At 38.6% G+C, this 26,856-nt stretch carries 19 protein-coding genes; 4 read left to right on the forward strand and 15 right to left on the reverse strand.

Annotation, left to right across the window (positions count from 1 at the left end; translation table 11 throughout):
* Window positions 1–27 precede the first annotated feature (27 nt).
* From FHG85_RS06155 to FHG85_RS06175, 5 genes are all read right to left on the reverse strand, one after another.
* Complete coding sequence (locus FHG85_RS06155) at window positions 28–1,137, reverse strand: acyloxyacyl hydrolase (RefSeq protein ID WP_173074022.1); 1,110 nt, start codon at window positions 1,135–1,137, stop codon at window positions 28–30.
* Between the two features lie 74 nt (window positions 1,138–1,211).
* Complete coding sequence (locus tag FHG85_RS06160) at window positions 1,212–4,007, reverse strand: DUF4961 domain-containing protein (RefSeq protein WP_173074024.1); 2,796 nt, start codon at window positions 4,005–4,007, stop codon at window positions 1,212–1,214.
* A 53-nt stretch (window positions 4,008–4,060) separates the two neighbouring features.
* Window positions 4,061–5,563 carry a cadherin repeat domain-containing protein gene (locus tag FHG85_RS06165; RefSeq protein ID WP_173074026.1) on the reverse strand — a complete coding sequence of 501 codons (1,503 nt, stop codon included), beginning with the start codon at window positions 5,561–5,563 and terminating at the stop codon, window positions 4,061–4,063.
* Window positions 5,564–5,604: 41 nt separating this feature from the next.
* Window positions 5,605–7,095, reverse strand: a complete 1,491-nt coding sequence (locus FHG85_RS06170; protein ID WP_173074029.1) for a RagB/SusD family nutrient uptake outer membrane protein — start codon at window positions 7,093–7,095, stop codon at window positions 5,605–5,607.
* Between the two features lie 19 nt (window positions 7,096–7,114).
* On the reverse strand, window positions 7,115–10,075 hold the full coding sequence (locus FHG85_RS06175) for a SusC/RagA family TonB-linked outer membrane protein (protein WP_173074031.1): 2,961 nt from the start codon (window positions 10,073–10,075) through the stop codon (window positions 7,115–7,117).
* A gap of 282 nt (window positions 10,076–10,357) precedes the next feature.
* Between FHG85_RS06175 and FHG85_RS06180 the strand changes: the two genes are divergently transcribed.
* From FHG85_RS06180 to FHG85_RS06190, 3 genes are all read left to right on the forward strand, one after another.
* Window positions 10,358–11,371 (forward strand): LacI family DNA-binding transcriptional regulator, encoded by a 1,014-nt coding sequence (locus FHG85_RS06180; protein ID WP_173074033.1) that lies wholly within the window; start codon window positions 10,358–10,360, stop codon window positions 11,369–11,371.
* A 192-nt stretch (window positions 11,372–11,563) separates the two neighbouring features.
* Window positions 11,564–13,999, forward strand: coding sequence for a DUF5916 domain-containing protein (locus FHG85_RS06185; protein ID WP_173074035.1), 2,436 nt, complete (start codon window positions 11,564–11,566; stop codon window positions 13,997–13,999).
* Window positions 14,000–14,050: 51 nt separating this feature from the next.
* The gene (locus FHG85_RS06190; protein WP_173074037.1) at window positions 14,051–15,091 is read left to right on the forward strand and encodes a threonine aldolase family protein; all 1,041 of its coding nucleotides are present in this window, start codon (window positions 14,051–14,053) and stop codon (window positions 15,089–15,091) included.
* Between the two features lie 287 nt (window positions 15,092–15,378).
* Here FHG85_RS06190 and FHG85_RS06195 read toward each other — a convergent pair whose 3' ends face one another.
* The 10 genes from FHG85_RS06195 to FHG85_RS06240 form a co-directional block, all read right to left on the reverse strand.
* Window positions 15,379–16,092: a LytR/AlgR family response regulator transcription factor gene (locus FHG85_RS06195; RefSeq protein WP_173074039.1), complete on the reverse strand. Its 714-nt coding sequence runs from the start codon at window positions 16,090–16,092 to the stop codon at window positions 15,379–15,381.
* Window positions 16,089–17,198: a sensor histidine kinase gene (locus tag FHG85_RS06200; protein WP_173074041.1), complete on the reverse strand. Its 1,110-nt coding sequence runs from the start codon at window positions 17,196–17,198 to the stop codon at window positions 16,089–16,091. Before FHG85_RS06200 ends, FHG85_RS06195 begins: the two co-directional genes overlap by 4 nt.
* A gap of 53 nt (window positions 17,199–17,251) precedes the next feature.
* Window positions 17,252–17,950 (reverse strand): DUF4956 domain-containing protein, encoded by a 699-nt coding sequence (locus FHG85_RS06205; protein ID WP_220429244.1) that lies wholly within the window; start codon window positions 17,948–17,950, stop codon window positions 17,252–17,254.
* 25 nt (window positions 17,951–17,975) lie between these two features.
* Window positions 17,976–18,770, reverse strand: a complete 795-nt coding sequence (locus tag FHG85_RS06210; protein WP_173074043.1) for a polyphosphate polymerase domain-containing protein — start codon at window positions 18,768–18,770, stop codon at window positions 17,976–17,978.
* A 100-nt stretch (window positions 18,771–18,870) separates the two neighbouring features.
* Complete coding sequence (locus FHG85_RS06215) at window positions 18,871–20,229, reverse strand: CotH kinase family protein (protein ID WP_173074045.1); 1,359 nt, start codon at window positions 20,227–20,229, stop codon at window positions 18,871–18,873.
* A gap of 8 nt (window positions 20,230–20,237) precedes the next feature.
* Window positions 20,238–20,795 (reverse strand): DUF2490 domain-containing protein, encoded by a 558-nt coding sequence (locus tag FHG85_RS06220; RefSeq protein WP_173074047.1) that lies wholly within the window; start codon window positions 20,793–20,795, stop codon window positions 20,238–20,240.
* 128 nt (window positions 20,796–20,923) lie between these two features.
* Entirely contained in the window at window positions 20,924–22,138 is a 1,215-nt protein-coding gene (locus FHG85_RS06225; protein ID WP_173074049.1) for a metallophosphoesterase, read from the reverse strand.
* A gap of 111 nt (window positions 22,139–22,249) precedes the next feature.
* The gene (locus tag FHG85_RS06230; RefSeq protein ID WP_173074051.1) at window positions 22,250–23,539 is read right to left on the reverse strand and encodes an Lcl C-terminal domain-containing protein; all 1,290 of its coding nucleotides are present in this window, start codon (window positions 23,537–23,539) and stop codon (window positions 22,250–22,252) included.
* Between the two features lie 38 nt (window positions 23,540–23,577).
* Entirely contained in the window at window positions 23,578–24,000 is a 423-nt protein-coding gene (locus FHG85_RS06235) for a Spy/CpxP family protein refolding chaperone (RefSeq protein WP_173074053.1), read from the reverse strand.
* 46 nt (window positions 24,001–24,046) lie between these two features.
* Window positions 24,047–25,339: an Lcl C-terminal domain-containing protein gene (locus FHG85_RS06240; RefSeq protein WP_173074055.1), complete on the reverse strand. Its 1,293-nt coding sequence runs from the start codon at window positions 25,337–25,339 to the stop codon at window positions 24,047–24,049.
* Between the two features lie 212 nt (window positions 25,340–25,551).
* On the opposite strand from FHG85_RS06240, the gene FHG85_RS06245 reads away from it, so the two are divergent.
* Window positions 25,552–26,856 carry a serine hydrolase domain-containing protein gene (locus tag FHG85_RS06245; RefSeq protein WP_173074057.1) on the forward strand — a complete coding sequence of 435 codons (1,305 nt, stop codon included), beginning with the start codon at window positions 25,552–25,554 and terminating at the stop codon, window positions 26,854–26,856.

Here is a 26,856-nt window from a genome sequence, read left to right on the forward strand (position 1 = left end):
TTTCAATAGCTGGGTTATGTAAAAGATTTAGATTGTAATTCCAAGACCTATCCCAACATGATCTGCACTATTTAGATGCGTTTTTAGCTCACACTGAAAAAACAGATTCTTGAAAAAGTTGTATCTAATACCAAACTTTTGGTAATGCCAAGGTAGTCGTGGATTAGGGTTGTATAGGTAAGTTCCCAAATGGGTGTAAAATGAGAGTTTATCTAGAGTCAAAGTTCCAGCTAGGAATAATCCTGTTTGAAAATCGTCGTTTGGTGAACTATAGTTCAGGTTTTTGGCTCTTTTATGAAATCTTGTTGATTTATCGTAGGTGATGTTTATACCATATCCAAATGCTATGAACCCTTTTGACTTGGTGTTATTTTGAATGGTAAGTGATACTGGGTAGTATTTTGGTCCTCCAGCTCCACCAGTTTCTTTTATACCTGTACCGATTGATATCAATAAGGTACCAGGTACAAACTTATTGCTCCTTGGGTTAAACGAAATGGGCTTGAAAGAAAGTGCATTAAAGTAATAGGTTACGTTTATAGATGATGCAATAATGTTTAAACCGTAGTTTGGTTTACGGATTGCACCATTCGAGAAATGGTGTGTTTCCAATCCCAGGCCAATTGAAATTTGATTACTTATGCTGTAAGTTGTATTAAGGCTAACCATTCCCCAGTAATTCAAATGTGTTGATATCGCTACGTTTTCTGGGTTAAAATTATTTGAGAAAGTTTTTGTTAGATATGAAATGCCTAATCCAGCATTCATTTCTACATTAAATCTACCTTTGTTATAAATTTTCCAGTAAAAAGTTGGCTGAACACCATAGGCTTTTCCTAACCTATCAATATCGCCTAAATTGATGTAGATTGTTGATATTCCTAAAACAAAATGACTGTTATTAAGGTCTGAGTTGAATCCTTCAATTTTTTGTAAAGCGCTATAGGCTCTAACTCCCTTAACCAAAGAGTTTGTTATGGGTTTGAGTGTATCGTCGTGTGGAATGATTTTTCCAGCAAAGGCTGAAAGACCAGCATAACTTGTTGTTGAGGTAATGCTTGGCGATTGAGCCAATATCAAAACAGGGCTCAATAAAAGAATAATTGCGAGTAATATTTTTAGGGTTGCTCTTTGCATCTTTCAAAAATAAGTAACCTACCCGAATAATACGAGTAGGTTACTAAATTTGCAAACCTAAAACCTAAACCAAACTATTTTCGAATAATTATTTTTTCAGTTCTGTTTATGCCATTTGAGGTAAGATTTAAAAGATAAACACCACTTGGTAAATTGCTGGGTAGCATAATGTTAACGATATTACTACCCGAGAAATTCTGTTTTTGGAATGAGTAAACAAGTTGACCTGTTAAGCTGTATATTTTAAAGGTAGCAATTCCCAATTGTGGCTGGTTGTATGAGATGAATAATTCATCAGCTGCAGGGTTTGGCCAAATTGACAGATCGGATGATGTTTTAGGTTGATTAATTCCAACGAAGATGTCGTTTTTGTTAATCCTTTTTGAGGTAAAAATCCTGTATTCAGCTGGATTAAGGGTAAGGTTGTAGCTAGTTGTGCTTAACTCGATAGAGTCGCCGCTAAAATATTCGTACCACCAGCCTGTGTTGTTAAAGGTTATAGTGGTGCTTTTGCTTGTAACGTCAAAGTTGCCTGCAATCACAACATCCATGTCACTACCATTCAGCTTAAGCCATTTTATCGATCCAGTGGTAGAATAGTCGTAGTTATCTGTTTTAAAAGCATCGTACTGCTGCTTTAGCCTATTCAGATGGGCAAAAGTGTTGAATACCTCTCTTCTGTCATCGTTTTGGTAGTATTCCCAATGGATAGGTTTTTTGCCAACTCTACCGTTGTAATCAATGCTTATATCGTAGCCAAGTTCACCAAATTGCCAAATCATTTTTGGGCCAGGGAATGGAATGAATAGGTTGGCGGCAGTCTCCATTCTTTTCAGAGCAATGGGTAGTGACTTTACATCATGCTCAGGGTTTGATGAGTTTCCATAGGTGATATTTTTGTACATCAATCGCTCCTCATCGTGGCTTTCCATATAGCCCACAACATGAGGTACATGCCAACCACGTTGCTTGGCTGCAATCCACGAGAAGTCAGATGAAGAGATCCAACCCATGGTTGCCTCGTTGTAGGAGTAGTTCATGTTACCCCAAATAAGCATACCTTTACCCTCGCTGCTGCGATACTCTGCTAAGGTTTTCTCTTCGGTATTATCGCAGAAATGCTCAAGAATGACATAAGCATTAGGGTTGATAGACCAAATCTTATCAGCTATACGTTCTAGAATTGCAATACGAGAAGCATCGTAGGCTGAACCCTCGTTAGCATTTTGATTATTTGTAAAGCCTTTGGTAAAATCGAAACGAAAACCATCAACTTTATACTCTGTAAGCCAATAAGTAAGAACAGAATCGACAAATTTTTGGGTTTCCACGCTTTCGTGGTTAAAATCGTAGCCCCAGCAATAGGGTGGGTGAGGGCAAGTTGTATTGTACCATGGATTATCGGCAGTAGGTTCGCCAAGCGATGTACCATCGGAATTCGAGTACATTTGTACTAAAGGCGATTGACCAAACGAATGGTTTAAAACCATATCTATTATTACTGCCATTCCCATGCTATGTGCTTCATCAATAAACGCCTTGTAGTCGTTTGGGGTACCATATGCTTTATCGGGTGCAAAGTAGAACGACGGGTTATAGCCCCAGCTATCGTTACCTTCAAACTCATTTATAGGCATTAGCTCAACAGCATTGATGCCAAGTTTTTTTAAGTAGCTTAAAGAATCGCGAACGGTTTGAATGTATGAGTCGCCCACAAAGTCGCGTATATGAAGCTCGTAAATTATAAGGTTTTGTTTTGAAGGGGGAGTGAAATCCGTAACTTGCCACGTGTATTGTTCTTGATTAGTTGAGAAAACAGAAATGATTCCACTTGTTTTACCAGTTGGATACGACATCAAGTTAGGATAGGTAGAAGAGGGTATATAAACATCGTTAGGATCTAGTGTCTTATTGGTAAATGGGTCTGCAATTCTCAGATAGCCATCTATAAGGAATTGGAAAGCGTATTCGGTGTTTGGATTGAGATCTGTAAGAGTAATCCAATAGTACTTCCCATCGGGAGTACGGTTCATATAGTATGGATCGTCGGGTAGCCAATTGGAGAAATTACCAATTAGGTAAACATAGCTTTTTAAGGCGGGGGGATCGTAAAGAACAATGGTAGCAGTATTCTCGTCAATAATATTTACACCAGGATGGGCACCTTGGGGGAGTTCAGCAACGTTTACATTGCTTCTGACTAGAATGTAAACCGAGTCCTTGACTGTACTTGTTCCATCAGTTGCTAGAACTTTGATCCAGTGCTTACCGTATTCCGCTGCTGTATAAGAATGTGTTACAGTTTGGCTAGTGACATTTTCCACTAGCTGATTATCAATAAAAAGAGAAACGGAGGTAGCATTGTTTGCACTAGCTTGAATATCAATTATATCGTTAATCTCATAAATAGGATTGTTTTGGGTAGGGTTAGTAATACTAACCGAAAGACCTTGCTCGTAAACATCGTAAAAGACATCCTCGGTCTGTTTTGAGCCATCGGCGCTTCGAAACACAAAACACATCTGGGTTATCTTTTTATCAGTAGGAACGCTGTAAAACTCCCTTATACTAGGAGAGATAACTAGCTGGTAGGTGTTTGTACCTGTTCGGGAAAGTTTTGGTTGAGTGGTATTGTTTCCCCAACTACCAATAACATATTGCCAACTGGTGTTTCCTTCAACCTTTACTCCCGTATGAGCATATAAATCGCCTGTATATCCAACCAAATCAGTTCTCGATGCCTTTGTTGCATCAAATGTAATGGTAACCTCATCGGCATCGGTTGGGAGAGTGGGGGAAACGGTTATTGGTTGGGAGTGGATAAAATACGAAATTGTAAATAAAACCGTAAAAAATAAAAACTTTTTCATAGTGTTAAATTTAAAAAAAGGGCGCATTTAGCGCCCTTTAAAAAAGCAATAATTTATTGAGCGGTAATTGTACCGTCACCAGTTTTAAAGTTAAGATCAATCTTATATGTACCTGCTGTTAGGTTAACTCTTTCTTGGTCGTTACCATTTCCACGGAATTCAATCTTGTTGTTAAGAATAATGAATTCTGCTTGCCACCAATCAACTGGTTGAGGATCTTGAACTGGGAACCATTTATGCCAAACATGCATACGTAAATCACCTGCATCTAATGCTTTAGTTAAGGTTATTACTTCATTTGCATTATCAACAGTAAATTTAGCATCGGCTACTGGTGCTGTCCAATTATCACCAACAGTTGTACCAATCAAATATACTTTAGGATCGGAAATGATAATTTTGTTTTCTTTAAGATCAACAACAACCATGTAGTAACCAGAAGTTGAAGGAGCAGGTATGTTATCGCTACCTTTAGCATAAACGGTATCAGCACTTGCTTCACCTGTTTTACCAAAGTCTTTGCCCCAAGCTTTTTCAGGTGCAAATTTGAATTCACCGCCAGCATTTAGCCAAACAATCTTCCAGAACATATATTCATGTGAGTGAACGGGTACCATTGGAGCATCGGTTAAATTCCATTGCCAACCATCAGGTGTGCCATCATTGTCAGAATCTTCTGAATTTAGAGCATTACCAATCATGAAAAGCTCGGTTGGATATTCTGGTAGCGGTTCAACATCACCAGTTTTTACAAGTTCAGCAGTCATTCCAAGTCCACCAGTTTGAGCAGACCATTTCATTCTAACAGTATAAATACCTTCGTTTTCTTTTGCTAATGCAATATTTGATCCACCTGGAACAAGAGCGTCTACAGCACCACCAAAATTGGTATTTGCTTTAACAGTACCCTCTTCATCTAGTTCAAATTTCCATCCACTACCATAGCGAAACTTGAAATCACCTTCACGTAATTCTAAATCAGTAATTTCAAAAACTAGTTCATTTTTGTCAAATGCACCTACTAGTTCCATATGGGTATTATCGTCGTTCCAACCATAAGGAGATGAACCACCTAGAATACCCCAGTATGGTACAGGTATTATTGCAACCTTTGATAGCTCCTTGTCGAGAATGATATGATAAAGCCCGCTTTCAGCAACAGTGTACTCTCCTCCAGTTTTGAAAGAACCTACTTTTGCTGTAACATTTGGCTGTTCTCTTAAACCCTCGGTTGCAACGTCCATAAGATTATCAGGACCATATTCAATTGCTTCTTTTCCAGCAATCTCAACAATTTTAAAAGTTTTTCCAGCTTCAAGAGCAACATATTTTTCGAACATGGTAGCTCTTGGTTGTTGGTTGTCGGCCTCATTAATTCCGCCAGCAAATTGGCCTTTTAGGTCATAGTCGGTCCAAGGAGTTGCTTCTCCTACAATATACAATCCATCTTCAACAAGGATTGTTGGGCCATCGTTGCCATCATCTTTATTACAAGCTGCAAAAATCATAGTTGCTGCAGCTAGTAACCACATTAATCTTAATTTTGGTTTTCTCATAGCGATTAATTTTAAGTTAGTAATTGAGTTTATCATTATATTTAATTTGCAAGGTTTTCATTTGAGTCTATTACCCATTGTGGGATTGGGAACGTTTTTCTGCTTGGGTCTGATGCAGGTTTTTCCCACCATGCTTGGTTAAATTTTCCAAATCGAATAAGATCTTGGCGGCGATGTGCTTCCCAGAACAACTCCCTGCCTCGTTCAGCTAAAATATCATCTAGGGTTGCATTGGTTAAAGCACTCAATCCAGCGCGCTCACGAATGGGGTTAATCCAATCGTCGCCATTAAGGCCTTGACGAACCCTTGCTTCTGCTTTCATAAGCATAATGTCGGCAAGGCGGAAAATGGGGAAGTCGTTACTTAAGTTATCTTTTGCGCCAAGTTTAATTTCAAACTTCTTTACTCTAGCTCCTGACATTCTTATTTCCTGAGGTGTATAGCTGGCATCCATTACAAGGGCAGGAATATGAGGGTCGAATACCAATGGTGTCCCTGCAACCTCATCAGTAATGGGTTGCCCTGATGATGTGTATTGTTGTCCAACTAGGAAGTAACCCGACTTCCTTTTATCGTTATCGGAGTATGTGTTGTAGTGTTGTTCTGTTACAGCAAAACCATTCCATGGTCCAACGCTCATGTCGAAGGTTAGGTTATTGTTGTAGTGTAAGGTTCTCATGTGAAGATTAAATCCATGATAGGTATCTTCGTCGTAAGGAATTGTGAAAATATTTTCAGGTGAATTTTGATTGTTGGTGATAAATGGGGCTAATGGATCAGCCTCTAAGGAATATCCTAAGGCTAAAACCGAATCGCATGCATCTTCAGCATCTTTCCACATAGGAGTACCAGAATAAACTTCGGCGTTAAGGTAAAGTTTAGCGAGTAAAGACCATGCCATGCCTTTTGTGACAGATGTTTTTGAAGTGCTGTTATCCAGGTAAGGGATACTCTCAGTCAATTCTTGTACGATGTTTTGGAAAATAGTTGCACGAGGGGTTTTACTTGGTTTTTGCTCAGCATTTTTAAAGGTCGTTACATAGGGAACATCTCCATAATTATCAATTAGCAGATAATAGTAGAAGGCCCTCATTATTTTAAGTTTAGCAACTGTTTTAGCAGCACCTTCTTCCAATGCGCTTAGATCAGCATTTTCGGGGTTAAATACCTCTATCAGTCTATTTGCTTCAACAATACCATTATAAAATCTAGACCACATAGAAGCAACCGCTTCGGTTTTGTTATCCCAAGTATGCTGGTAAAGTACGCGCCATTTACCACCATCATCCCAGTCGGTATGACGGGTGGGGCATACAACCTCATCAGAGGTTAATTCCTGGCAGAACCACCATCCACCCCAATCGAGAAAGTCTTGCATAGGACGGTAAACAGGAACAATCATCAATGCAGCCTGGTCGTCATTTTCAGGGAATTTATCGATTGGAATTTTATCGTCAAGCCTGTCATCTAGATCGGTACAGCTGGCAAATGCCATTAATAAAGCAACCGATGCAAGCAAAATTCTTTTCATCTCTTCTTAATTTTATTTGTTAAAACTTCAAATCAATACCTAAAGTTATTGTACGTGTTTTAGGATATACATCGTACATATCAACACCATATTCAAGACCACTATATGACATTTCTGGATCTAAACCTGTGTAATTTGTAAATGTGTAAAGGTTGTTGGAGGTTAAATACACTCGCATGCTTTTTACCCATTTTGTGTTTTTGGGAGAAAGGTTGTAGCCAATTGAGATGTTATCAATTTTGATAAATGAAGCATCTTCAAGATAGTAGTCGCTAATTTTAGGAGAATCGGTTAATCCTCTATCAATTTCATCAAGAACTTCTTTAAGGGCATTAAGAGTAGGGAGAATCTGAGGGTTAGAGAATACCATACGAGTAACATTAATAACCTTATTTCCGAATGCACCGCGAAGCGAGATGTTGAAATCAAAGTTTTTGTAGGTAAAGAAGTTAGACCACCCAAGGGTAAATCGTGGCTGTGCATGTCCAACAACTTGGCGTTGAGCAAGATTGATATCGCGTGTTACACCGCCTGCTGCAGTGTAGAACAGGAATTTACCATCTTGCGATAAGCCTGCGTATTTTGGCATGTAGAAAGTACCTATTTCTTCACCTTCAAAGAGGTACTGGGTCCAGTTTTGGTTACCAACTAAACCACGACCACTTAGCCATAGACGTTTCTTATCGCCTTCCGACCATGAGTACTCGTCGTTCGAGAGTTTAACCAGCTTTTGCTTGTTGGTAGCAAAGTTAACAATGGTGCGCCATTTAAAATCTTTATTATCAATTGCGTAACCAGTTACGTTGATTTCTAAACCTTTGTTGTCAATTTGTCCCACATTTGCCCAAGTAGTAGGAAGTGCATTTGGTGGAACAGGTACAGAATATGGGGCCAACAGGTCGTATGTCGATTTTACATAGTACTCAATTGAACCCTGAATCCTATTTTTTAGGATGGAGTAATCTAATCCGATGTTCAGCTCAGAGTTCTCTTCCCACTTCAAATCTGGATTGGCATTGTGAGAAATTGCAAAATTTATTGCATCCTCACCAGTTTCAAAGTTAGGTGCAGTTCCAGATGGGTAAGCATACATAATATCCAAATATGAGGAGATTTCTTGATTACCAGTTATACCATAACCAACACGTAATTTCAGCTGGTTTACAATGTCGAGATCTTCAAGGAATGCCTCTTTTTTAATATCCCAAGCAACAGATGCTGAAGGGAATAAGCCCCACTCGTGATTTTTACCAAACTTTGAAGAGCCATCGCGACGAATAGTTGCAGTAGCAAAGTATTTTGAGTTGTAGTTGTAAGTTGCACGAGCAAAGAAGGATATTAGTCGGTTGGTACTCTTCCAGGACGAAATATCACCTACATTAACATTGTTAAGATGACCCAAGTTATTTGATTTAAGATAGTTTGATAAAGCATCGCGGCCTTGTGCCGATAGCCCTGTGTTGAGATCCTCTTGGAATGAATAACCACCCAATAAGGTGATATTATGAACCTCGTTAAATGACTTGGTGTAGTTAATGGTTGCCTCTAAAATTTTTGATTCAAAGTTTGAATAACTCCTACGTCCATATCCATTATGTCCACCTGCATAAAGAGTAGTTGGCTCGTAGTAAAATGTTTCTGAATCGTTTCGTATATAGCTTAGATTGACACTACCAATCAACCCTTTAATTGGTTCTAAACTTAATTTTGTGGTACCAAAATAGTTTTTAGCATCTCTTTGATTCTGAATTAATTTAGCAATGGCAACAGGGTTGTTGTAATTAAAGTCGCGTTGAAACTCAAAGAAGTCGCCATTGGCATCATAAACAGGATCGACAGGGTTACGTTGATACATTTGGTAGAATACATTTGATGAACCCATTCCCCCACCATAGTTTACATAGTTGTTCTTCTCAAATGTTCCTGCTAATGATGCATCTATTGTAAGAATATCGTTTAATGCTTTTTGAGTCAAGTTTAATCGGGCAATATTACGTTGCTTATCGCTTCCAATTACAACACCTTGATTGTACTGATTGTTATATGATAACCTGTATGAAAGGTTTTCGGTTGAATTAGATATTGCAATAGAATGCGATTGTGAAATCCCAGTTCTGAATATTTCATCTTGCCAGTTTGTATTTGCCCCATTATCGGCAAATCCTGTAATTCCCTTTTCAGCAACATAGTTTCTTATGTCATCAGCACTAAGAAACTCTAGACGCTTGCTTGTTTGGTCGGCTGAAACATATCCATTGTAATCAATTGTGGCTCCTTTGTTCTTTGAAGCTTTTTTAGTTGTAATTATAATTACACCATTTGATGCTCTAGAACCATAAATAGCTCCCGATGAGGCATCTTTTAAAATGTTGAACGATTCAATATCGTCGGGTGAAATCGTTGTTGGATCGGCCCCAGGAACTCCATCAATAACGTATAGAGGTTGAGTACTAGAAGCAAAACCTGCAGCACCTCTAATTTGCACGGCAAATCCGGAGTTTGGGTCACCCCCTTTTTTTGAAATGTTAACCCCAGCTACCTTGCCTTGCATAGCTTGAATAGGGTCGGTTAATGAGCCCCTATTAAGCTCTTCAGCTTTTACATTTACAACAGATCCAGTTCTGTCGCTCTTTTTTTGGACACCGTAACCTATAACTACAACCTCATCAAGCTCTTTAACCTCTTCTTTTAAGCTGATGTTTATTGTTTCTCTGCCAGCCACCGTAACCTCTTGCTGCTGGTAACCTACAAAAGTAAACACTAAAATGTCGTTTGAATTACATTTTATCATGTAATTACCATCCAAATTGGTTGTAGTCCCATTACTGGTACCTTTTACTACAACTGTTACCCCAACCATTGGCGTACCATCGTTGGCATCTGTAACAGTACCTGATACCTTTATCTCTTGTGCTGATACAGTAATTGATATCAGCAATATGAAACTTAAAAGAATCCATCTAAAATTTTTCTTAACCATAACGCTTTAGTTTATTGTCTGTATTTAAATCAGTTAAACTTATTTTTCAAACTTATTTAGTCAACACAATTAATGAAAATTTAACCTTATTTAAACTCCAAAGAGATGCAAAACAGTAAAAAAATCACGCAAACGATTTCGCAAACGTTTGAATTTTTCGTAAATATTATTACCTTGTGAGGGAGCATTTTTTTAATCCATTTTTAGCTTATATTTGTTAACGTTTGAAATAGGTGTTATTATTATAACAAGCTAAAGGTCAAATAGTTCAATTTGTTTTTTATGAAATCAAGTCAGGTTACCATTAAAGATATTGCTCGTGAATTGGGAATTAGCCCATCAACAGTATCTCGCGCCCTTAAGGATCATCCCGATATTAGCCAGGAAACAAAACGATTGGTTAACGAACTAGCCAAAAAATATAACTATAAGCCCAATGCTATTGCTTTAAGCCTCCGTAATCAACGGAGTAATGTTATAGGTGTTGTAATTCCAGAAATAGTTCACTACTTTTTTTCCTCTGTAATTAGTGGAATTGAGGAGGTGGCAAATGCAAATGGGTATAGCGTAATGATTAGCCAGTCTAATGAAGACTTTAATCGCGAGGTTGCTGCCTGCGAAACTTTTCTTAATGGTATAATTGACGGTGTACTGATTTCTGTTTCAAAGGAAACAAACGATTATACACATTTTCACAGGTTTGAAGAGGAGGGTATACCCATAGTTTTCTTCGATAGAGCTGTTGATGAAATTCAAGCCGATAGGGTGATAATAGATGATTTTGATGGTGCATATCAGGCAACGGAACACCTTATAGTACAGGGACGGAGAAAAATTGTTCACTTTGCTGGGCCCCAAAACAGGTTAATAGGACAAAACCGACTTAATGGTTACCTTAAAGCCATGCGCGATAATGGTGTTGTTATTGATGAACGGTTGATTATTCCATGCGATACCTTCCAATCGGCATTGGTTGAAACACAAAAACTAATTGAAAGCGGATTAAAGTTTGATTCTATTTTCACCGTTAACGACTTTACTGCAGCAGGAGCCTTGAAGATACTACTTAGAAATGGCTACAAAGTTCCAGACGATATAGCTGTTGTTGGTTTTGGCGATGATCAAACTTCACTTATGGTTGAACCGACCCTTACCACAGTTAATCAACCTGGCTTTGAAATGGGTAAAAAGGCTATGGAACAGTTAATTCGAAGAATAACACAAACAAAGCCAGAACCTCCAGTAACCGAACTACTAAAAACACAGCTTATTGTTCGGGAATCGTCTCGTTCGTAATTCTATAATGGGTTACTTTAAAAACTGTTAAAAGTTTATTCCCGACTATTTGTTTTAATATTGGTAATTGCCTTTGGATGAGCACTTTAGTGTTTGTGAGTGTATGCAACACCTATCCATTTTCTTTTTTATTACTTAAACCATTTAAAAGGGAGGTTATCCTTAAATAAGGGACTAATTTTTATTAAGAGCATGAAGAGGTTTGTATTATTCTTTTACTTATTTCTTGTATTTGGATCTTATTCATTTGCTGGTAGAGGAAAAGAACATTTGAGAGTACAACGGGAACTAACTGCAACACGTGTAAAGGAGCACATTCATATTGACGGAAGGTTGAACGAACAGAGTTGGAAAATCGCTTCCAAAGCTACCGATTTCATCTTATACGAACCGTATAATGGATTAAAAGCTTCGCAACCTACCGAAGTGAGCGTTATATACGATGACTATGCCATTTACATAGGAGCGAGGTTATACGATTCAGCTCCCGATAGCATTTACCGTGAGCTTGGTCAACGTGATAAAAGCGATAACCTTCGGTCCGATGTTTTCAGTGTTTATATTAGTACTTATAACGATGGAGTAAACTATTTACAGTTTACAGTTTCGGCTTCGGCTGTGCAAACCGACATTAAGATTACTTCAAATAGGGGCGACCGAAATTGGAATGCGGTATGGAAGAGTGCTGTTTCTTTTGACAAAAATGGGTGGTATGTTGAAATGGAGATACCATACTCAGCTTTGCGATTTGCAAATACTTCTAGCCAAGTTTGGGGAGTAAACTTTTCACGCTTAATTAAGCGAAAGAACGAGGTTAGTACTTGGAATTTTGTTGATAAATCCCTTTCGGGCTTTGTAACACAGTCGGGGATACTAAAAGGTATCAGTGGAATTAAACCCCCTTTGAGGTTGTCGTTTATCCCTTATGTTTCGGGATATTTGGATCAATCTACAGATGATAACTCATATTCTTCAAGAATTAATGGCGGTATGGATTTGAAGCTTGGAATAGGCCAGAGCTTTACACTTGATGCAACCCTCATCCCCGATTTTGGCCAGGTGCCTTCCGACGATAAAATTCTTAACCTATCGCCATTTGAAGTTAAGTACGATGAAGCTCGCCAATTTTTCACAGAGGGAACTGAACTCTTTAATAAAGGTGGTATTTTTTACTCCCGTAGAATTGGTGGAAGACCTAAGGGATACTCCGATGCTTATGATTCGCTTCTAACCAATGAGATAGTTGATCAGAATCCTCAAGAAACTAAAATGATTAACGCTACAAAGCTTTCGGGCAGGTTTGCAAACGGGCTTGGTTTAGGTATTTTTAATGCAATGACTCAAAACACATATGCCGATATTTTAGATACTATTACAGGTAATAGGCGAAGGGTTCTAACACAAGGATTTACCAACTATAACATTTTTGTTCTCGATCAGAATTTACCTAACAATTCTTATGTTAGTCTGATAAATACAAATGTGCATCGCCCATCCGATAACTTTACTGCCGATGTTATTGCAACCGATTTTAATGTTAAAAACAAAAAACAAGAGTTTGCTGTAAGAGGGAAAGGCGCAGTGAGTCAACGCTTTTTGGATTCAATTGAAAGAGGGTACAAAGCAAATGTTGTATTATCAAAGATTAGTGGAAATTTTCAGGCAGATATTTGGACTAACATAGAGAGTAAGAACTATAATCCCAATGACCTTGGCTTTTTACGAAGTGCAAACGAGTTTTCAAATGGTTTAAGTTTGGAATACAAAATATTTGATCCTTTTTGGAAGTTCTTAAATGCTGAATTCGAATTTGATTTTCATGATTCTAGACTATACTCTCCCCGGAGCTTTAGTAGGCAGTCATTAGGGTTTGGATTTAGGTTTATGGATGTTAACAACTATTTTGGTAGGCTCAGCATTCACTATAATCCTCGTTATGGTTACGATTACTATGAACCTAGGGTTGAAGGGCGAAAATATAAGACTCCTAGAGTATTATGGTTGCAATGGTTTGGCTCTCCCGATTATAGGAAAACAATTGCAGTTGATCATCGCGTGGCATACTGGTTTTCGGATATGTATAACCAAAAATCCTACCTAGTTAGTCTAAGCCCCCGAATTCGTTTTTCGAACAGGCTCCTAGCTATTTATAGCCTCTCATACCAATCGGAAAATAACAATATTGGTTATTACGATTACGATGGTACAGATGTACTTTTTGGTAGCAGAAAACTTGTAACTATTACCAATACTCTTAACATTCAGTTTGCAATTTCCCCTAAATCGTTTTTTAACATAAAGGCCCGCCATTACATTAGGCACTACAAATACAATGATATTTACACGCTTAACCTCGATGGAACACTTTCTTTAAATAATAGCGTTACCGATCCCGAAAACCGAAACTACAACCTCTTCAATATCGACATGTTTTACCAATGGCATTTTGCACCTGGTAGCGAGCTGGTTTTGGCTTGGAAAAACCAAGTTGAGGAATCGCTCGATAATCCTGTTTATAATTACATGCAAAATGTAGAGAATTTATGGAATAGCCCTAAGTATAATAGCTTTTCAATCAAGATTCTTTACTATATCGATTATCAGCAGCTAAAAAAACTCAGGTTGTAGCTTTTTTTGTATGGCTTTAAATACATATTTTTACTGAAAAATAATACTGATATGTTTTCAAGAGGATTTGCAAGCGATAACAATTCAGGGGTTCACCCTAATATTCTTAAAGCTATTAACCAGGTAAACGATGGACATGCAATTGCTTATGGTGATGATCCTATAACACAAAAGGCAATAGAACGCTTTAAGCAGATTTTTGGTGACGACATTGAAGTTTTTTTTGTGTTTATAGGCTCTGCAGCCAATGTGCTTGGACTAAAGGCATTAACCCAACCCCATAATGCAATAATATGTACCGAGACAGCTCATATTAATGTTGATGAGTGTGGTGCTCCAGAGAGGTTTACTGGTTGCAAGCTACTAACTGTACCTTCCACTAATGGAAAGCTTACCATCGATGGAATTAAGAAGCACATGCACGGTTTTGGGTTCCAACATCATTCTCAACCTAAAGTCATTTCCATTTCACAGGTTAGTGAGCTTGGAACTGTTTATACCATTGACGAAATAAAAGCTATTGCCGATTTTGCTCATGCCCATAATATGTTCCTTCATATGGATGGAGCCAGGCTAGCAAATGCTGCTGTGGCTCTAAACAAAGGATTTCGTGAGTTTACACGCGATGCTGGTGTTGATGTACTCTCGTTTGGAGGAACTAAGAATGGAATGATGTATGGCGAGGCAGTAGTGTTCTTTAATAAGGACTTAGCAAACGATTTTATGTATACCCGTAAGCAAGGTTTACAGCTTGCTTCAAAAATGCGTTATATCTCTGCACAATTCCTAGCATACCTCGAAGATGGGCAATGGGATGCCACTGCAAAGCATTCTAATAGCATGGCTAAGCTCCTTGCCGAAAGGGTGTCTAAAATTGAAGGCGTAGAAATTACACAGCCGGTACACGCTAACGCTGTGTTTGCAATTATTCCCCCAGAGCTTATACCTAAACTCCAACAGGAGTACTTCTTTTATGTATGGGACGAGGACCGTTCTGAGGTTCGATGGATGACTTCGTGGGACACTACCAAGGATGATATTGAGCAATTTGCTAACCTTTTGGAAGACCTGATGAAAACGGTCAGACAATAGGAGAGGATTGTATCTGATTGGCTGAGGAGGTTTGAGGAGCAGTGTGCTGTGTGCAGCGTTCAGTGTACTGTGTACAGAGGGATGTCATGCTGAACTTACCGAAGCAGCCTGGTGGAAGAATATGAGAAAGTTAGAAGAAGTTAAATGAAGTTAGAGGAATGAATGACTCGGAATGATTCGGAAATATTCGGAAGATTTTATCGTTTAACGTTTAACGCCTTTTATCCGTCTTCGCCGGACAAACTTTGAACCTGGAACTTTAAACATTGAACCAACCATATTTTTGTTTAAAGAAAGTTCTTATTTAAAAACTCCTGAAACTGGTTTTTATACTGTTCTCCTATAGGGATGTAGGTGTCGCCATCAAAGACTATTCGATTTCGTTCTATTATGGTAACCTTTTCAAGATTAACGATATAAGAGCGGTGTATACGCATGAACTTGTTGCCTGGAAGTTTTTCCTCAAGAGTTTTAAGGCTGATTAGCGACATTATTGGTTTTGAGCTAACAAGATGTATTCTAACGTACTCGCTTTTTGACTCAATATATTTTATGTCGTCGAAATTGATGCGAATGTGCTTATATTCCGACTTGATAAACAAGAAATTGCTATCCTCAGTAACTTTTACCTCCTTTTTTGAAGTCATTTCAAAGTATGCTTTTGCCTTATTGGCCGATTTTAAAAAGTCGGAATAGCTAATTGGCTTTAGCAGATAGTCTAAGGCATCAACTTTAAAACCTTCAACTGCATACTCACTATAGGCTGTTGTAAAAATTATACGCGGTGGATTTTCAAGCGTTTTCACAAAGTCCATCCCATTCAAGTCGGGCATGTTAATATCAACAAACATTAAATCTACATCCTCTTCTTTTAGAACCGTTAAGGCGTTCAGCGCACTATCGCAAACCGCAATTTTTTCCAAAAATGGGGTTTTATCGATATACGATTCAATTTGTTTTAGAGCCAGCGGCTCATCATCTATTGCTATGCAGCGTATCATATTGGTATTGAAAGGTTAACTGTAAATTGAGTATCGTTCTCAATAATATCCATATTATATCGATTGCCATAGATTAAGTCGAGCCGACGACGAGTATTCTCAACGCCAATACCAGAGTGCCCGTCATTTTGTTTTTCGTCCGATTTGCTATTCTTGACCGTAAACAAAAGTTTGTTGGCACCTACTATTAAATCAATTTGAATAAACGATTTATCCTTATAGCTAATTCCATGCTTAAAGGCATTCTCAATTAACGAAATGAAAAGAAATGGAGGAAGGGTTTTGTTGGGTATTTCTTTGGGTAGGTTTAGCATGATATTTACCTTATCATTGAATCTAAGACGCATTAGGTCGACATAGCTTTGAATGAATTCAATTTCACGCTTTAGGGTAGTTTGTTCTGATTCGGTTTCGTAAAGTAGGTAGCGCATCATTTTTGAGAGCTTAATGATGGAATTCTTAGCCTCTTCGGTGTCAATATCAACCAAAGAATGAATGTTGTTTAGGGTATTCATAAAGAAGTGTGGGCTAATCTGGTTCCTAAGAGCGACCAGCTGGGTGTCGATATTCTCCTTTTCGAGTTTTACCTTTTCCTGTTCTACGTCGAACCATCTTAGAGTAGAGCGTAAACCAGTATCAAAACCAACAACCAGGATTGACAGAATCAGAAAGTTAGCAAATGGTGGCATGGGTTGGGGGATAGGCTGGGGACGTCTATTTTCTAGAAGCCTATCGGGTGGTCTCACTATTGGTCTTGGCAGCTGGTTGTTGGGCATTCTAACTTTTGCGTTATTAGGTCTGTCTTGCACACTAAAATTCCTATGGAACACATATAAGCTTCCAGAGAGCATTATTATTATTCCTAAAACCGAAAAAATATATTTAAGTGATTGTCCCTTAAATAGGAAAAGGGGAACCAGTATAAATCGATTTACAAAAAACAAAAGTAGAAGTGGGATAATGGTTTCCATCTGTCTTGACAGACTCCCAATAAGGTCAATCTCTTTTGATTCTTTGAAAAGTATTGGTGCTAGTATTATTACTAGCCATACAACTAGAATCAGTAGGATCTCGGTTAGTTTTAGTATCTTTTTATGCTCTTTCATGACGTATGGGAAAAACATTAGCAATTTAGCAAATTAATTTTTAACAAAGAGGGCTACACATCTTCAGTATCATCATATCCTAAGCCTAAAAAGGGGGCATTCCCATTTTTTAGGTTATCGGTTGGAAAGTGAATGGTTAGCCAGGCAACATCCTTTAAGAAATCAATTTTACCAATCTCAACACTATATATTTCTAAACCAGTTCTTTGTTTTAAATCGGTAATGAGCTCATCCATTTTATCGGGTCTAACCAACTCAATTTTTTCATACACGATTACACGTTGTGAAAGCGATTTTATGAATAATCCCTTTTCTAGGATTAGGGTTATGGCAAACAAGCCAAGGTTTGCAAAAAGTAGTTCGGCATAGCTTACTTTAGATGATGAGATGGCATTTATTAGCGACAAGGCAATTACAAGAAACAGGTAAGACATCTCCTTTATTGGAATTGGATCTGTCCTATAACGGATTATTCCAAAGATAGCAAACAAACCTAGTGCAAATCCCATTTGTAGCTTCACATTGGCTAGCAGAAAGCAAAGGAAGAATACAACAACACCCAGCAACAAGAACGTAAAAACATAGTCCTTACGATGAGTTTTGGGATAATATAGGTGTCTTACAACTACCCATAACAGTATTGAATTCAAGAAGAACCTGATTACCAGGGTAAAAAAATCGTTTTTATCTATTAGGTCAATTCCAAAGAGCTCCAGATCCTTTATCTTCATTAAAATTGTTAGAATTTCCATAGCATAAAAGTTTAATTGTTAAAAGCTAAGCGCATTGCCTTTTTAGGTCTGTAAAGTGATTTATCTTCTCCAAATAAAGAAGGGTTTCTTTAAAAGAGTTTTTCTTTAAATTGGGGTAAAGAATAGCGCAACCAATTGAATACTTGCTAAAAGAATGGGGCCTTATTCCCATTTCTTTTAAAACTTGAGCCAATTTGCTATTCTTCTTTTCCCTGTTTCGTTTTATTTCAATAACACAAACTTGGTTGAAAGCTATACTTTGAGCAGCGTCGGGAATACTTAGCTGCAGGTTTAGATCAATGGTAACCCTCTCATTAAAATCTTTTCCAACTAGGGTTATTCGATTGAACCTGGTAACTAGTGTTTTGTTTAGCTGGCTAATGTCGTAAGGTGTATTGCTTTTTATAAAGTCGAAAGTTGATGGATAACCCAATTCACTCTGCTTAACCAAAATTCTTTGCTTATCGGTTTTACCCGATGGCATCTTGAACTTTACTTCGAGAAAAGAGTCGCCACTCGAGCAGTAATGCCTTAATCGGATTTTGTATCGCTTTGGGCGTTTTCGTTGATGGTCGTGATACATATTCATGTCATAGGTATCGTAATAATCCGATATATACTCAGGCATAGTCTCACCATTTACTTCAACCACAAGATATGAGTCGCTAACCCTTCTCAGAATCTCCTCCAGTAGGTCCATTTGAATAACGTATTTGGAATCAATTCTTTGCATTAACCTTGCCTTTTGTGCCTCCAAAAGATCAATTCTTTGAAAGGTGCTGACAAGTTTTGCTAGTTGTATATTTACATTGTTATCCATTGCTAAACTCCTTTAACTACTTATTGAGCCTATATTTGCGTTAGCACTGCGCTTAGCCCTTTCTATTTGGTTAAAATAGTATATGATAAAACTATATTGGTTAAAACTGGGTGACAACGCTATAGCGATTCGAAGCATGTGTTTTAAGCTGATCAATGGCGGCGGAGAATTCAGAACTGCTTCTCAGAAATGTGTAGCCTGCTTCTTCTTTTAAAACCGACTCCCTGATTAAATTTGAATAGTAGTCGTAAGTCGTAGCCATTTTCGATGGCTCAAACACGGTACTAACAAATTCTTTTGCAAATTCTTTATAGGTAGCGTAGTAGTTGGAATCGGAAGCAATAAAGCTAATGAAAGGCCATTGGTCGTCAACATCACTTAAATCAATACTAATTGCACCACCCTGTTTACCTTCCTGTAGCGCTTCGTTGTTATCCCATGGTATCCAAACAAACTTTGAGGTTGTAGGATCGTTGTATAGGTAATAGTTATGTGTCATAATCCCATAGGTATCCCAGTTCTGCATTACGGTATTAGCGGCAAGCCATTTTAAATAGAGCTCCATATTCATTTTGGATTCCATCAAGGAATGCCATTCAGTAGGATTAGAGGTTCTTAATGAGTTGTGTAAAGCATTGTAAAGCTCCTTAACGTCGGACCAGTCAGCCGCATCCTCATTGGTCTTTTTGTAAAAATCGGCTGTATTAAAGCTTCCATATGCAAATGATGCACCGATACCCTCGGGTTTATAAAGATTTCCACTATTATCGGAGAATTGTGTTTTGATAACCGTATTATCGACCTCCTCAACCATCGTATAGAGTCCAAAGTACTGCTCAACTCCATCAATTGTGACGTAAACCTCATAGAATGCTGTATTGGCACTTGGGACACCAAATTCTCTAAACAAATCGCTTGCTATTTTTTCGCGTAGCTCCGATTGATCTTCAAAATTATTATTTAGGTTTAGCTGTTTGAAACCATAGAACCTCTGGTTTTTAATTGCTGGATAAGTATCCTCAAACTGGTCAAAATCCAGTTTAAAAGAAAATTTCTTTATACCAGCACGATATGCTGATTGTAGGCTCGAGTTTCCTTTCACTCTAATACCCACCTTATACCACTCAATACCATTGAAATACACTTCGCAGGGAACCCATATTGGGGTGTACGATTCATTAAACTGATTACCAGGTCCAGGCCTGAGGTTTGTTCCCAAATCGCTTAGTATGGCGTTCCAATCCGAGCTGCTTATTTCAATGTCTATTCGTTGTACTGCGTCTTGTGGGAAAACCATTGAATAGTTTGGCTCTATATAACTTCCGTGCGTAACTTCAGACCAGTCGGGCGTTTCAATACTAATTTGGTTGTTGTTATCGCTTACATCCCCTTCATATTTCTCGCATGATGTGAAAGAAATGGCTGCAATCATAATAGTAATCAAAATCCTGTAGTTCATAGCTCTTGTTATTTAAAGTTAAGACTGTATTTTAGCTCCAAAATGTGCGTATTATTCAGATTCTTAAACCTGTAGTCGTACGAATATTTTAGTTCGATACTATTTCTTTTGTTTAGCGTATACTCGGTACCAAAAGAGTATCGTGCTTTATTAATCAATCCATTCTCCATTTTTTGGTAAAGTTCTACCGATAAAAATGGATTCAGCTTACTTCCCTTTATATTATAGCTTGTACCAAATTTGTAACGCATATAGTTGCTCTTGTCGTCGGTGCTGCTATCGAAATCAGTAAAGTTGCTGAAACGTACTCTGGCTTTTGGCGTAAATCTCGATATTTTATGCATAAACGACATATCGAAAGCAAAACGGTTCATATAAGAAAACGAAGAGTTTTCATTCTGCTCAGCGTCAAACCTGTAAAAGGCACCTAATTTCATCCAGGGGGCTATTTTGTAGCCTAAACCTGCTTGTAAGAGGTATGAGCTTGGTTTGAAGCTGTTATCCAAACGCAGCTCTGGTTCTATGCTTATTGCTAAATTATTCAGCACCTTTTTTTCCAGTTGCATTGAATATCTTGTTTCAAACTGGTTTGTTTGACTATAAGTGGTGCATGGGAGAACTAATAGAAAAGCAAAGACAATTAATTTTATTGTTGAATTCATAGTAAGCTAGTTAATTATAAACCTAAAACTGATTATACCTTAATAAACTTTCCAAAAGATGTTTGGCTTTTAATAATATAAAACCCTGTTGGAAGAGACGAGATGTTGATGGTTTTACTATCATTGGCAGATCCTGTCCAAAGTGGTACGCCTGAAGCATTGAATATTGTTAACTCCCCTTTGAAATCATTACTACGGATAAAGTCGGATGCAGGATTAGGCCAAATATTAAAATTGTCAATTAACTGTGCTTCATCCCCTGTTGAAATTGTTGATGTGTAGCTAATGATGTTGTTAGTTGCAATATACTCTACTTCACCGGTTGATGGATTTATTGTGCGCTCCTTCCATGTTATTGTCACACTTCTATCATCGGGCCCATCGCCACTGATTTCTACTAAAGCATACCCATATGCCATTTCATGACACTGTTGCGATAGGTTGAAATATGAATTTCGGCCATTGTAATTATACTTAGACATCAACCAGCCACCGCCTGTGCCAACAAGGTATTGGTACAAGTCGTTATTAGGATTTCCATCGCCATCGTCAACTAGTGCAACATCCAGAAAGTGATCGTGACCACAGAAGTATACTTTAACTCCAGCATTGGCTAAATTTTGCCAAAAGGCATTTCGTAGCTCAACAGAATCATCTAAGCAGTCGGAATGGAAAACCTTAAATGCAGCCTCATGGCCAAAAACGAATATATGTGGTTGGGTGTTTATTTCAAGCTGTTCATCTAACCAGTTTTGGTTAACGGTATGAATATTGGCATAAACATCTAAACCTATAAACAGAGCATTTTTGTGGGTAAAGGAGTATGTTAAATTCGTTTCTCCCTCAGGGCCATTTTGGGGTAAACCATAGCTACCTGTAAATATACTGTTCCATGCTCTGAGGTTGTTACGGGCATCATCCTCGTGATTGCCTCGTAAGGGAAATACTCCGATACCTGCAGAATATAGTGGTTCAAAAATTTTTTGCCAATTTAATAGTTCAGCTCGTAACTCCGATTCAGAACAGGCAAGTCCTCCCTCAACAATATCGCCAGGCAGTAACACCAGGTCAATACTATCGGCAATCATGAATGGAATCATTTCGACAATGATATCGCTTGAACCTACATGGGTATCGCCTACAACTGCAAAACGCCAAGGGGTTTGACCGTTTGAAGTAATGCATAGCAAAGTAAAGACTAAAATTGAAAGTATATTGTTTGGGGTATATTTTTGAAGTTTACGCATGTTCTTGTATTTTTAATTGACCTTACAAGGAGTTTTTCCCTGTAAGGTCGAATTTTTATAAAATCTAAACCAAGATGAAAAACTTGCTATAAAAGGTTTATACAGTTTTGCTTATTTTGCATCTCTTACCAATCGAACATAGTTAAAAATACGTTCACCACCTTCACCGGCAGGGCCTTCTTGAACTTTGGTATCGAAACGGATTGCACCTGCACCGTGAATGTCGTCTCCATTCGGATCAATAGCACGGCCAAAGGCAACATACCAAGCATAGTACATAGGTTCACCGGCATGCATTTTGGCCGAAGTACTTGACCAGTAGTAGGGGTAATCTACTTCGCCAGCCTCATTGATAATTTGAGTGCAAGAAAAAAGAGGGTTAATTGAAGGTCCTATTTTATCCTCGTCGGTAGCAGAAGGCGACCGGGTATAATCGACTATGCTGTGAAGTTCTTTCACATTTGGTAATCGCCAATCGCTATAACCTGCATAGGTTGATGTATCGGCAAGTTTCAGGGCAGATGGCCAATCTAGCGGTCCGAAATCTACTTTTGTCCACATTAAACCTGTAGCCATATCAGTTATAGTACCATCGTCGTTGTTCACAAATTGGTTTTCCCCATAAACCTTGCCACGAACACAACGGACGTACTTACCAAACGGTGAACCAGGACCAGGAGGAGGAGGGGGGGTGCTATCGTTCATTTGGCTTTGTCCGGTTTGCATCATTGGCATTGGTTGCTGTAATGCCATGGCACCGTTTGGCTGTGGGGTTTGGCTACCAGCAGGATAGGCCTTAATATGCCCTGTGGCAAAATTGACACCAAAAGCTGCATTATTGCCCCCCTCAACAGTTGTTCCTACGTATTTAGTACTTGTCCAGTACTGCTCATCCTTGTTTATGCTATCACCTGTTAGCTCGTAAACCAGCTTAAAGTATGTGTTATCGATATATGGCCAGCCTTGACTACCGTTCCAGATGGAAAAAAGCTCTTTTGCAGTAGGTAACCGCCAATCGTCGTATCCCGCGAGGGTTAAGCTATCGCAATAAGCATTTGCCTCTTCCCAGGTTAAATCCTTAGTAGTTGGGATTTGTTGCCACATTAAACCAGTATTCACGTCGGTTACTGTGCCATCACCATTATCGATAAATGCAAATGAGTTTCCTTTCCGATAGTTCCCATCCTGGCCGTAAAGATAATCGCCTGGATTGGGTGAGGGAATCTCCTCACCATTGGTGTTATAGCAGGATACCTGACCGGTTTCAACAATCCCGTATTTTGTATTGATTTCTATTTGTTCATCCTGGTCATCACTGCTCCCCGATGGATTACAAGCTGTAATCAGAATAGCAGCTAATCCATATATGGGGTATAGTATTTTATTTGCTCTTTTAGTCATGGTTGTAGCTCATTTATATGAATAATTAATTGGTTAAACTATCTTATAGGTCTACCAGGCCTTTGATGTTCTTCTCGCTTTGGCCTGTTTTCCTGTATCAGCTTGTCAAACTCAACTTTTTGCTCATCGGTTAGAATGCTCTTCAACTTTTTATCTAGCTCCTGTCTTAATGATTCCATCTCCTTCCTATTATGCTCCCTAGTACCATTAATTTCTTCCTGCTTGGCTTTAACCTGCTTAAAATGTTCGAGATGAAACTCAACGAACTTTTGTTTCTGTTCATCGGTTAGATTTAGCTTTTTAGCCATTCTATTGACCATTTTTACCACTTGTGTTGAATCTGGTATCCTTTGTTGTGGCATTGGGCGTTGGTGGTCTTGTGCTTTTACTGCATTTCCTAATAGCATCACAGCCACAAGCACAACCATTTTAATAGCATTTAATCCAATTTTTGTTTTCATATCATTACGATTTATGTTAAACATCTTATGTTGATTAGTTGATTATCTATTTAGTATTCACATTCCTAACAAGGCGCACATAGTTGTATATTCTGATAGCGTCGCCTTGGGGGCCGCGACCGTATGGATAATCGTTAGGATCTCCAACCTTAGGGTCGCTTCGCTGTGCGCCGGCACCATGTACGTCTAACCATTGGTTCATGTATCCCATTGCACGACCAAAACTTATGTAACAAGCAGCGTTACCTGAGCTATTAGTCCAATTTGCATGAGTTGTGCTGCTCCAGTAGTAAGGGTAGTCAACCTCACCTGCTTCGTTAGTAATTTGAGTGCAATTAAACATGGGATCAATGGCGGCAGAATTGCTTGTTGATGGTGAACGGGTATAGTCAACAATACTTTGCAATTCCTTCACATCAGGTAATCGCCAGTCGGTGTAACCAGCTATTTCAGCATTCTGCGCATACTCTAACGCTTCTTCCCAGGTTAAGCCTTCGCCATTATCATCCTTTGTCCACATTAAACCAGTTGCTTTATCGGTGATGGTTCCATCGCCATTATCAACAAAATTGTTTATGCCGTAACTGGTGTTCCCTCTCACAAAGTACACGTAAAACTGTTTTTTTTCTGTCCTTCCGGGCATTGGACCAGTCGGATAACCCTTTATTCGTCCATCGGCAAAATTTACTCCGAACATTGTTTCATCGCCCATCATGGTTGTAGAAACATATTTGGTTGAGGTGGCAAATTGCGCATCAATAATTCGTTCGCCTGCGCTTTGGTCGCCATAAGCAAAGTCGAAATAATCGGTATTAATAAAGGGGACCAATCCATCGGTTGATGTTCCCTCGTAGCCACTTGGGTCCTTTCCGCTAAAATCGATTAAAGAGTATTGCTCCTTGATGGTGGGTAAACGCCAGTCGGTATAACCACCCAAGTTGAGACTCGAAGCATAAGCTAAAGCCTCATCATATGAGAGTTTATCGCTGTAATCAATAACGCCATCCTCATTTAGGTCAGGCGATTTAGTCCACATTAACCCGGTTACCAAGTCGGTTATGGTTCCGTCGCCATTATCCTGATATTTAGGGGTATTTCCAGGATAGCTGGCATTTTGACCGTAAAAAACATTGCTAGGGTCGGGTTGCGAGATCTCTCCTTGGTTATCGTAATAAGTTGTTTGGTTTGTCCCAACTATAGGATAACCCGTGATTTCTGGTAAATTACCATTTCCAGCTTGTGTGTTTTCGTTTTTTTCACAGCTGATAGCAGATAGTAGCGCTGTACTAAATATTCCTGCTATAACTACTCGTATCAAATTTGGCTTTGAGTTTTTCATAACTACTAGTTTTGATGATTTGAAGCAAATGTATTGATGAAGGGTTCTGAATAAAAATGAAATCAGCTAACCATTAAACTTTATCAGCAAAAAAGGAAATTTTATCCTTAAATGAGTAAATGCTTGTTTATTAGTCGTATGCAGGATGTGTTTCCCTTTTTTAGGTTCTTAAAAGTGTTTTCTATCTTTGTGGTAACATATGTTTTGATAAAATGAGCCAATTTCTGAATGAAAAGAGTAGGATAGTTTTTTGGGTGCTTACCGCTTGGTTGGTTTTGCTTACAAGTGTATACTCAGAAAAGATACTCTCTAAATCTGAATCTAAAACAAAACCAATTTTCCCTGAAATAAATGTTTACGCAATTAGCAATAGACTTACAGATAGCCATGAGTATAGCCAATTAAACGATAGGCTTAGTAGATTTGTAAAAAGGTGGGAGGTAACTGGTGCAACATTTTGTATTACCCGAAACGGAAGGTTAATATACGCCCGTAGTTTTGGTTGGGCCGACAAGGAAGATTCATTGCCTTTAGAACCTTACCACGTGATGAGGGTGGCAAGTGTATCCAAACTAATCACGGCAACGGCTGTTTTTAAACTTATTGAATCAGGTAAGTTAGACTTAGGCGACAAGGTATTTGGAAAAGAGGGGATTCTAAATCAGCCTCAATTTTTAGGTTATAAGGACAAACGCGTTGAGGACATTACCATACTTAACCTTTTGAACCATTCGGGCGGATGGACCACTCGTTGGGGCGATCATATGTTTATCGGTGATGTGATTTCAAAAGAGTTAGGAAAGGAACTCCCTTTAAGTGCCGATGACTATATAGTTTTTGCCCTATCAAAACCGCTTCACTTTCAACCCGGTTCTCGAAGCTCATATTGTAATATTGGATATGTAATCCTCCAGCGGGTTATAGAAGCTATTTCGGGAATGGATTATGAATCGTATGTTAAAGCAGAGATTTTCGAACCTTTAAATATTCATGACGCCCATATTTCAAACAATTGGGATAGTTTGCGATTTGAAAACGAGGTTCGGTACTACGAAGTTCCCGAAGCTGATAGCATTATGGCTTTTGACGGCTCTATCCGAAAAGTCCCGAGAGCTCGCGGGGGGAACGACGTGCATGTGCTGGGTGCTGCCGGTGGTTGGGTTATATCGCCATTAAGTTTAACCCGATTTGCTTTGGCAATTGATGGAAAAAAATCGTTTCCTGATATACTTTCGGCAAAATCAATTGAGTCGATGCGGAATACTTTTAACGGCCAATTCCATCCTTTAGGATGGCGATGGGTGCATGGCGATGGAACACTTTGGCGTTCTGGGTCAATGGCAGGTACATCGGCTCTTGTGGTTTGTCAACCGGACGGATATACGTTTACTTTTGTGGCTAACCATAGTCCTTGGAAAGGGGCACGCTTTCCTTATATTGTTGATAGATATTTGAAGAGAATATTTCCTAGGTATATAGAACCTTTACCGCAAAAACATTTTTTTTTAAGGAAGTAA

Origin of the sequence: Tenuifilum thalassicum, assembly GCF_013265555.1 — a bacterium.
GTDB lineage: Bacteria > Bacteroidota > Bacteroidia > Bacteroidales > Tenuifilaceae > Tenuifilum > Tenuifilum thalassicum.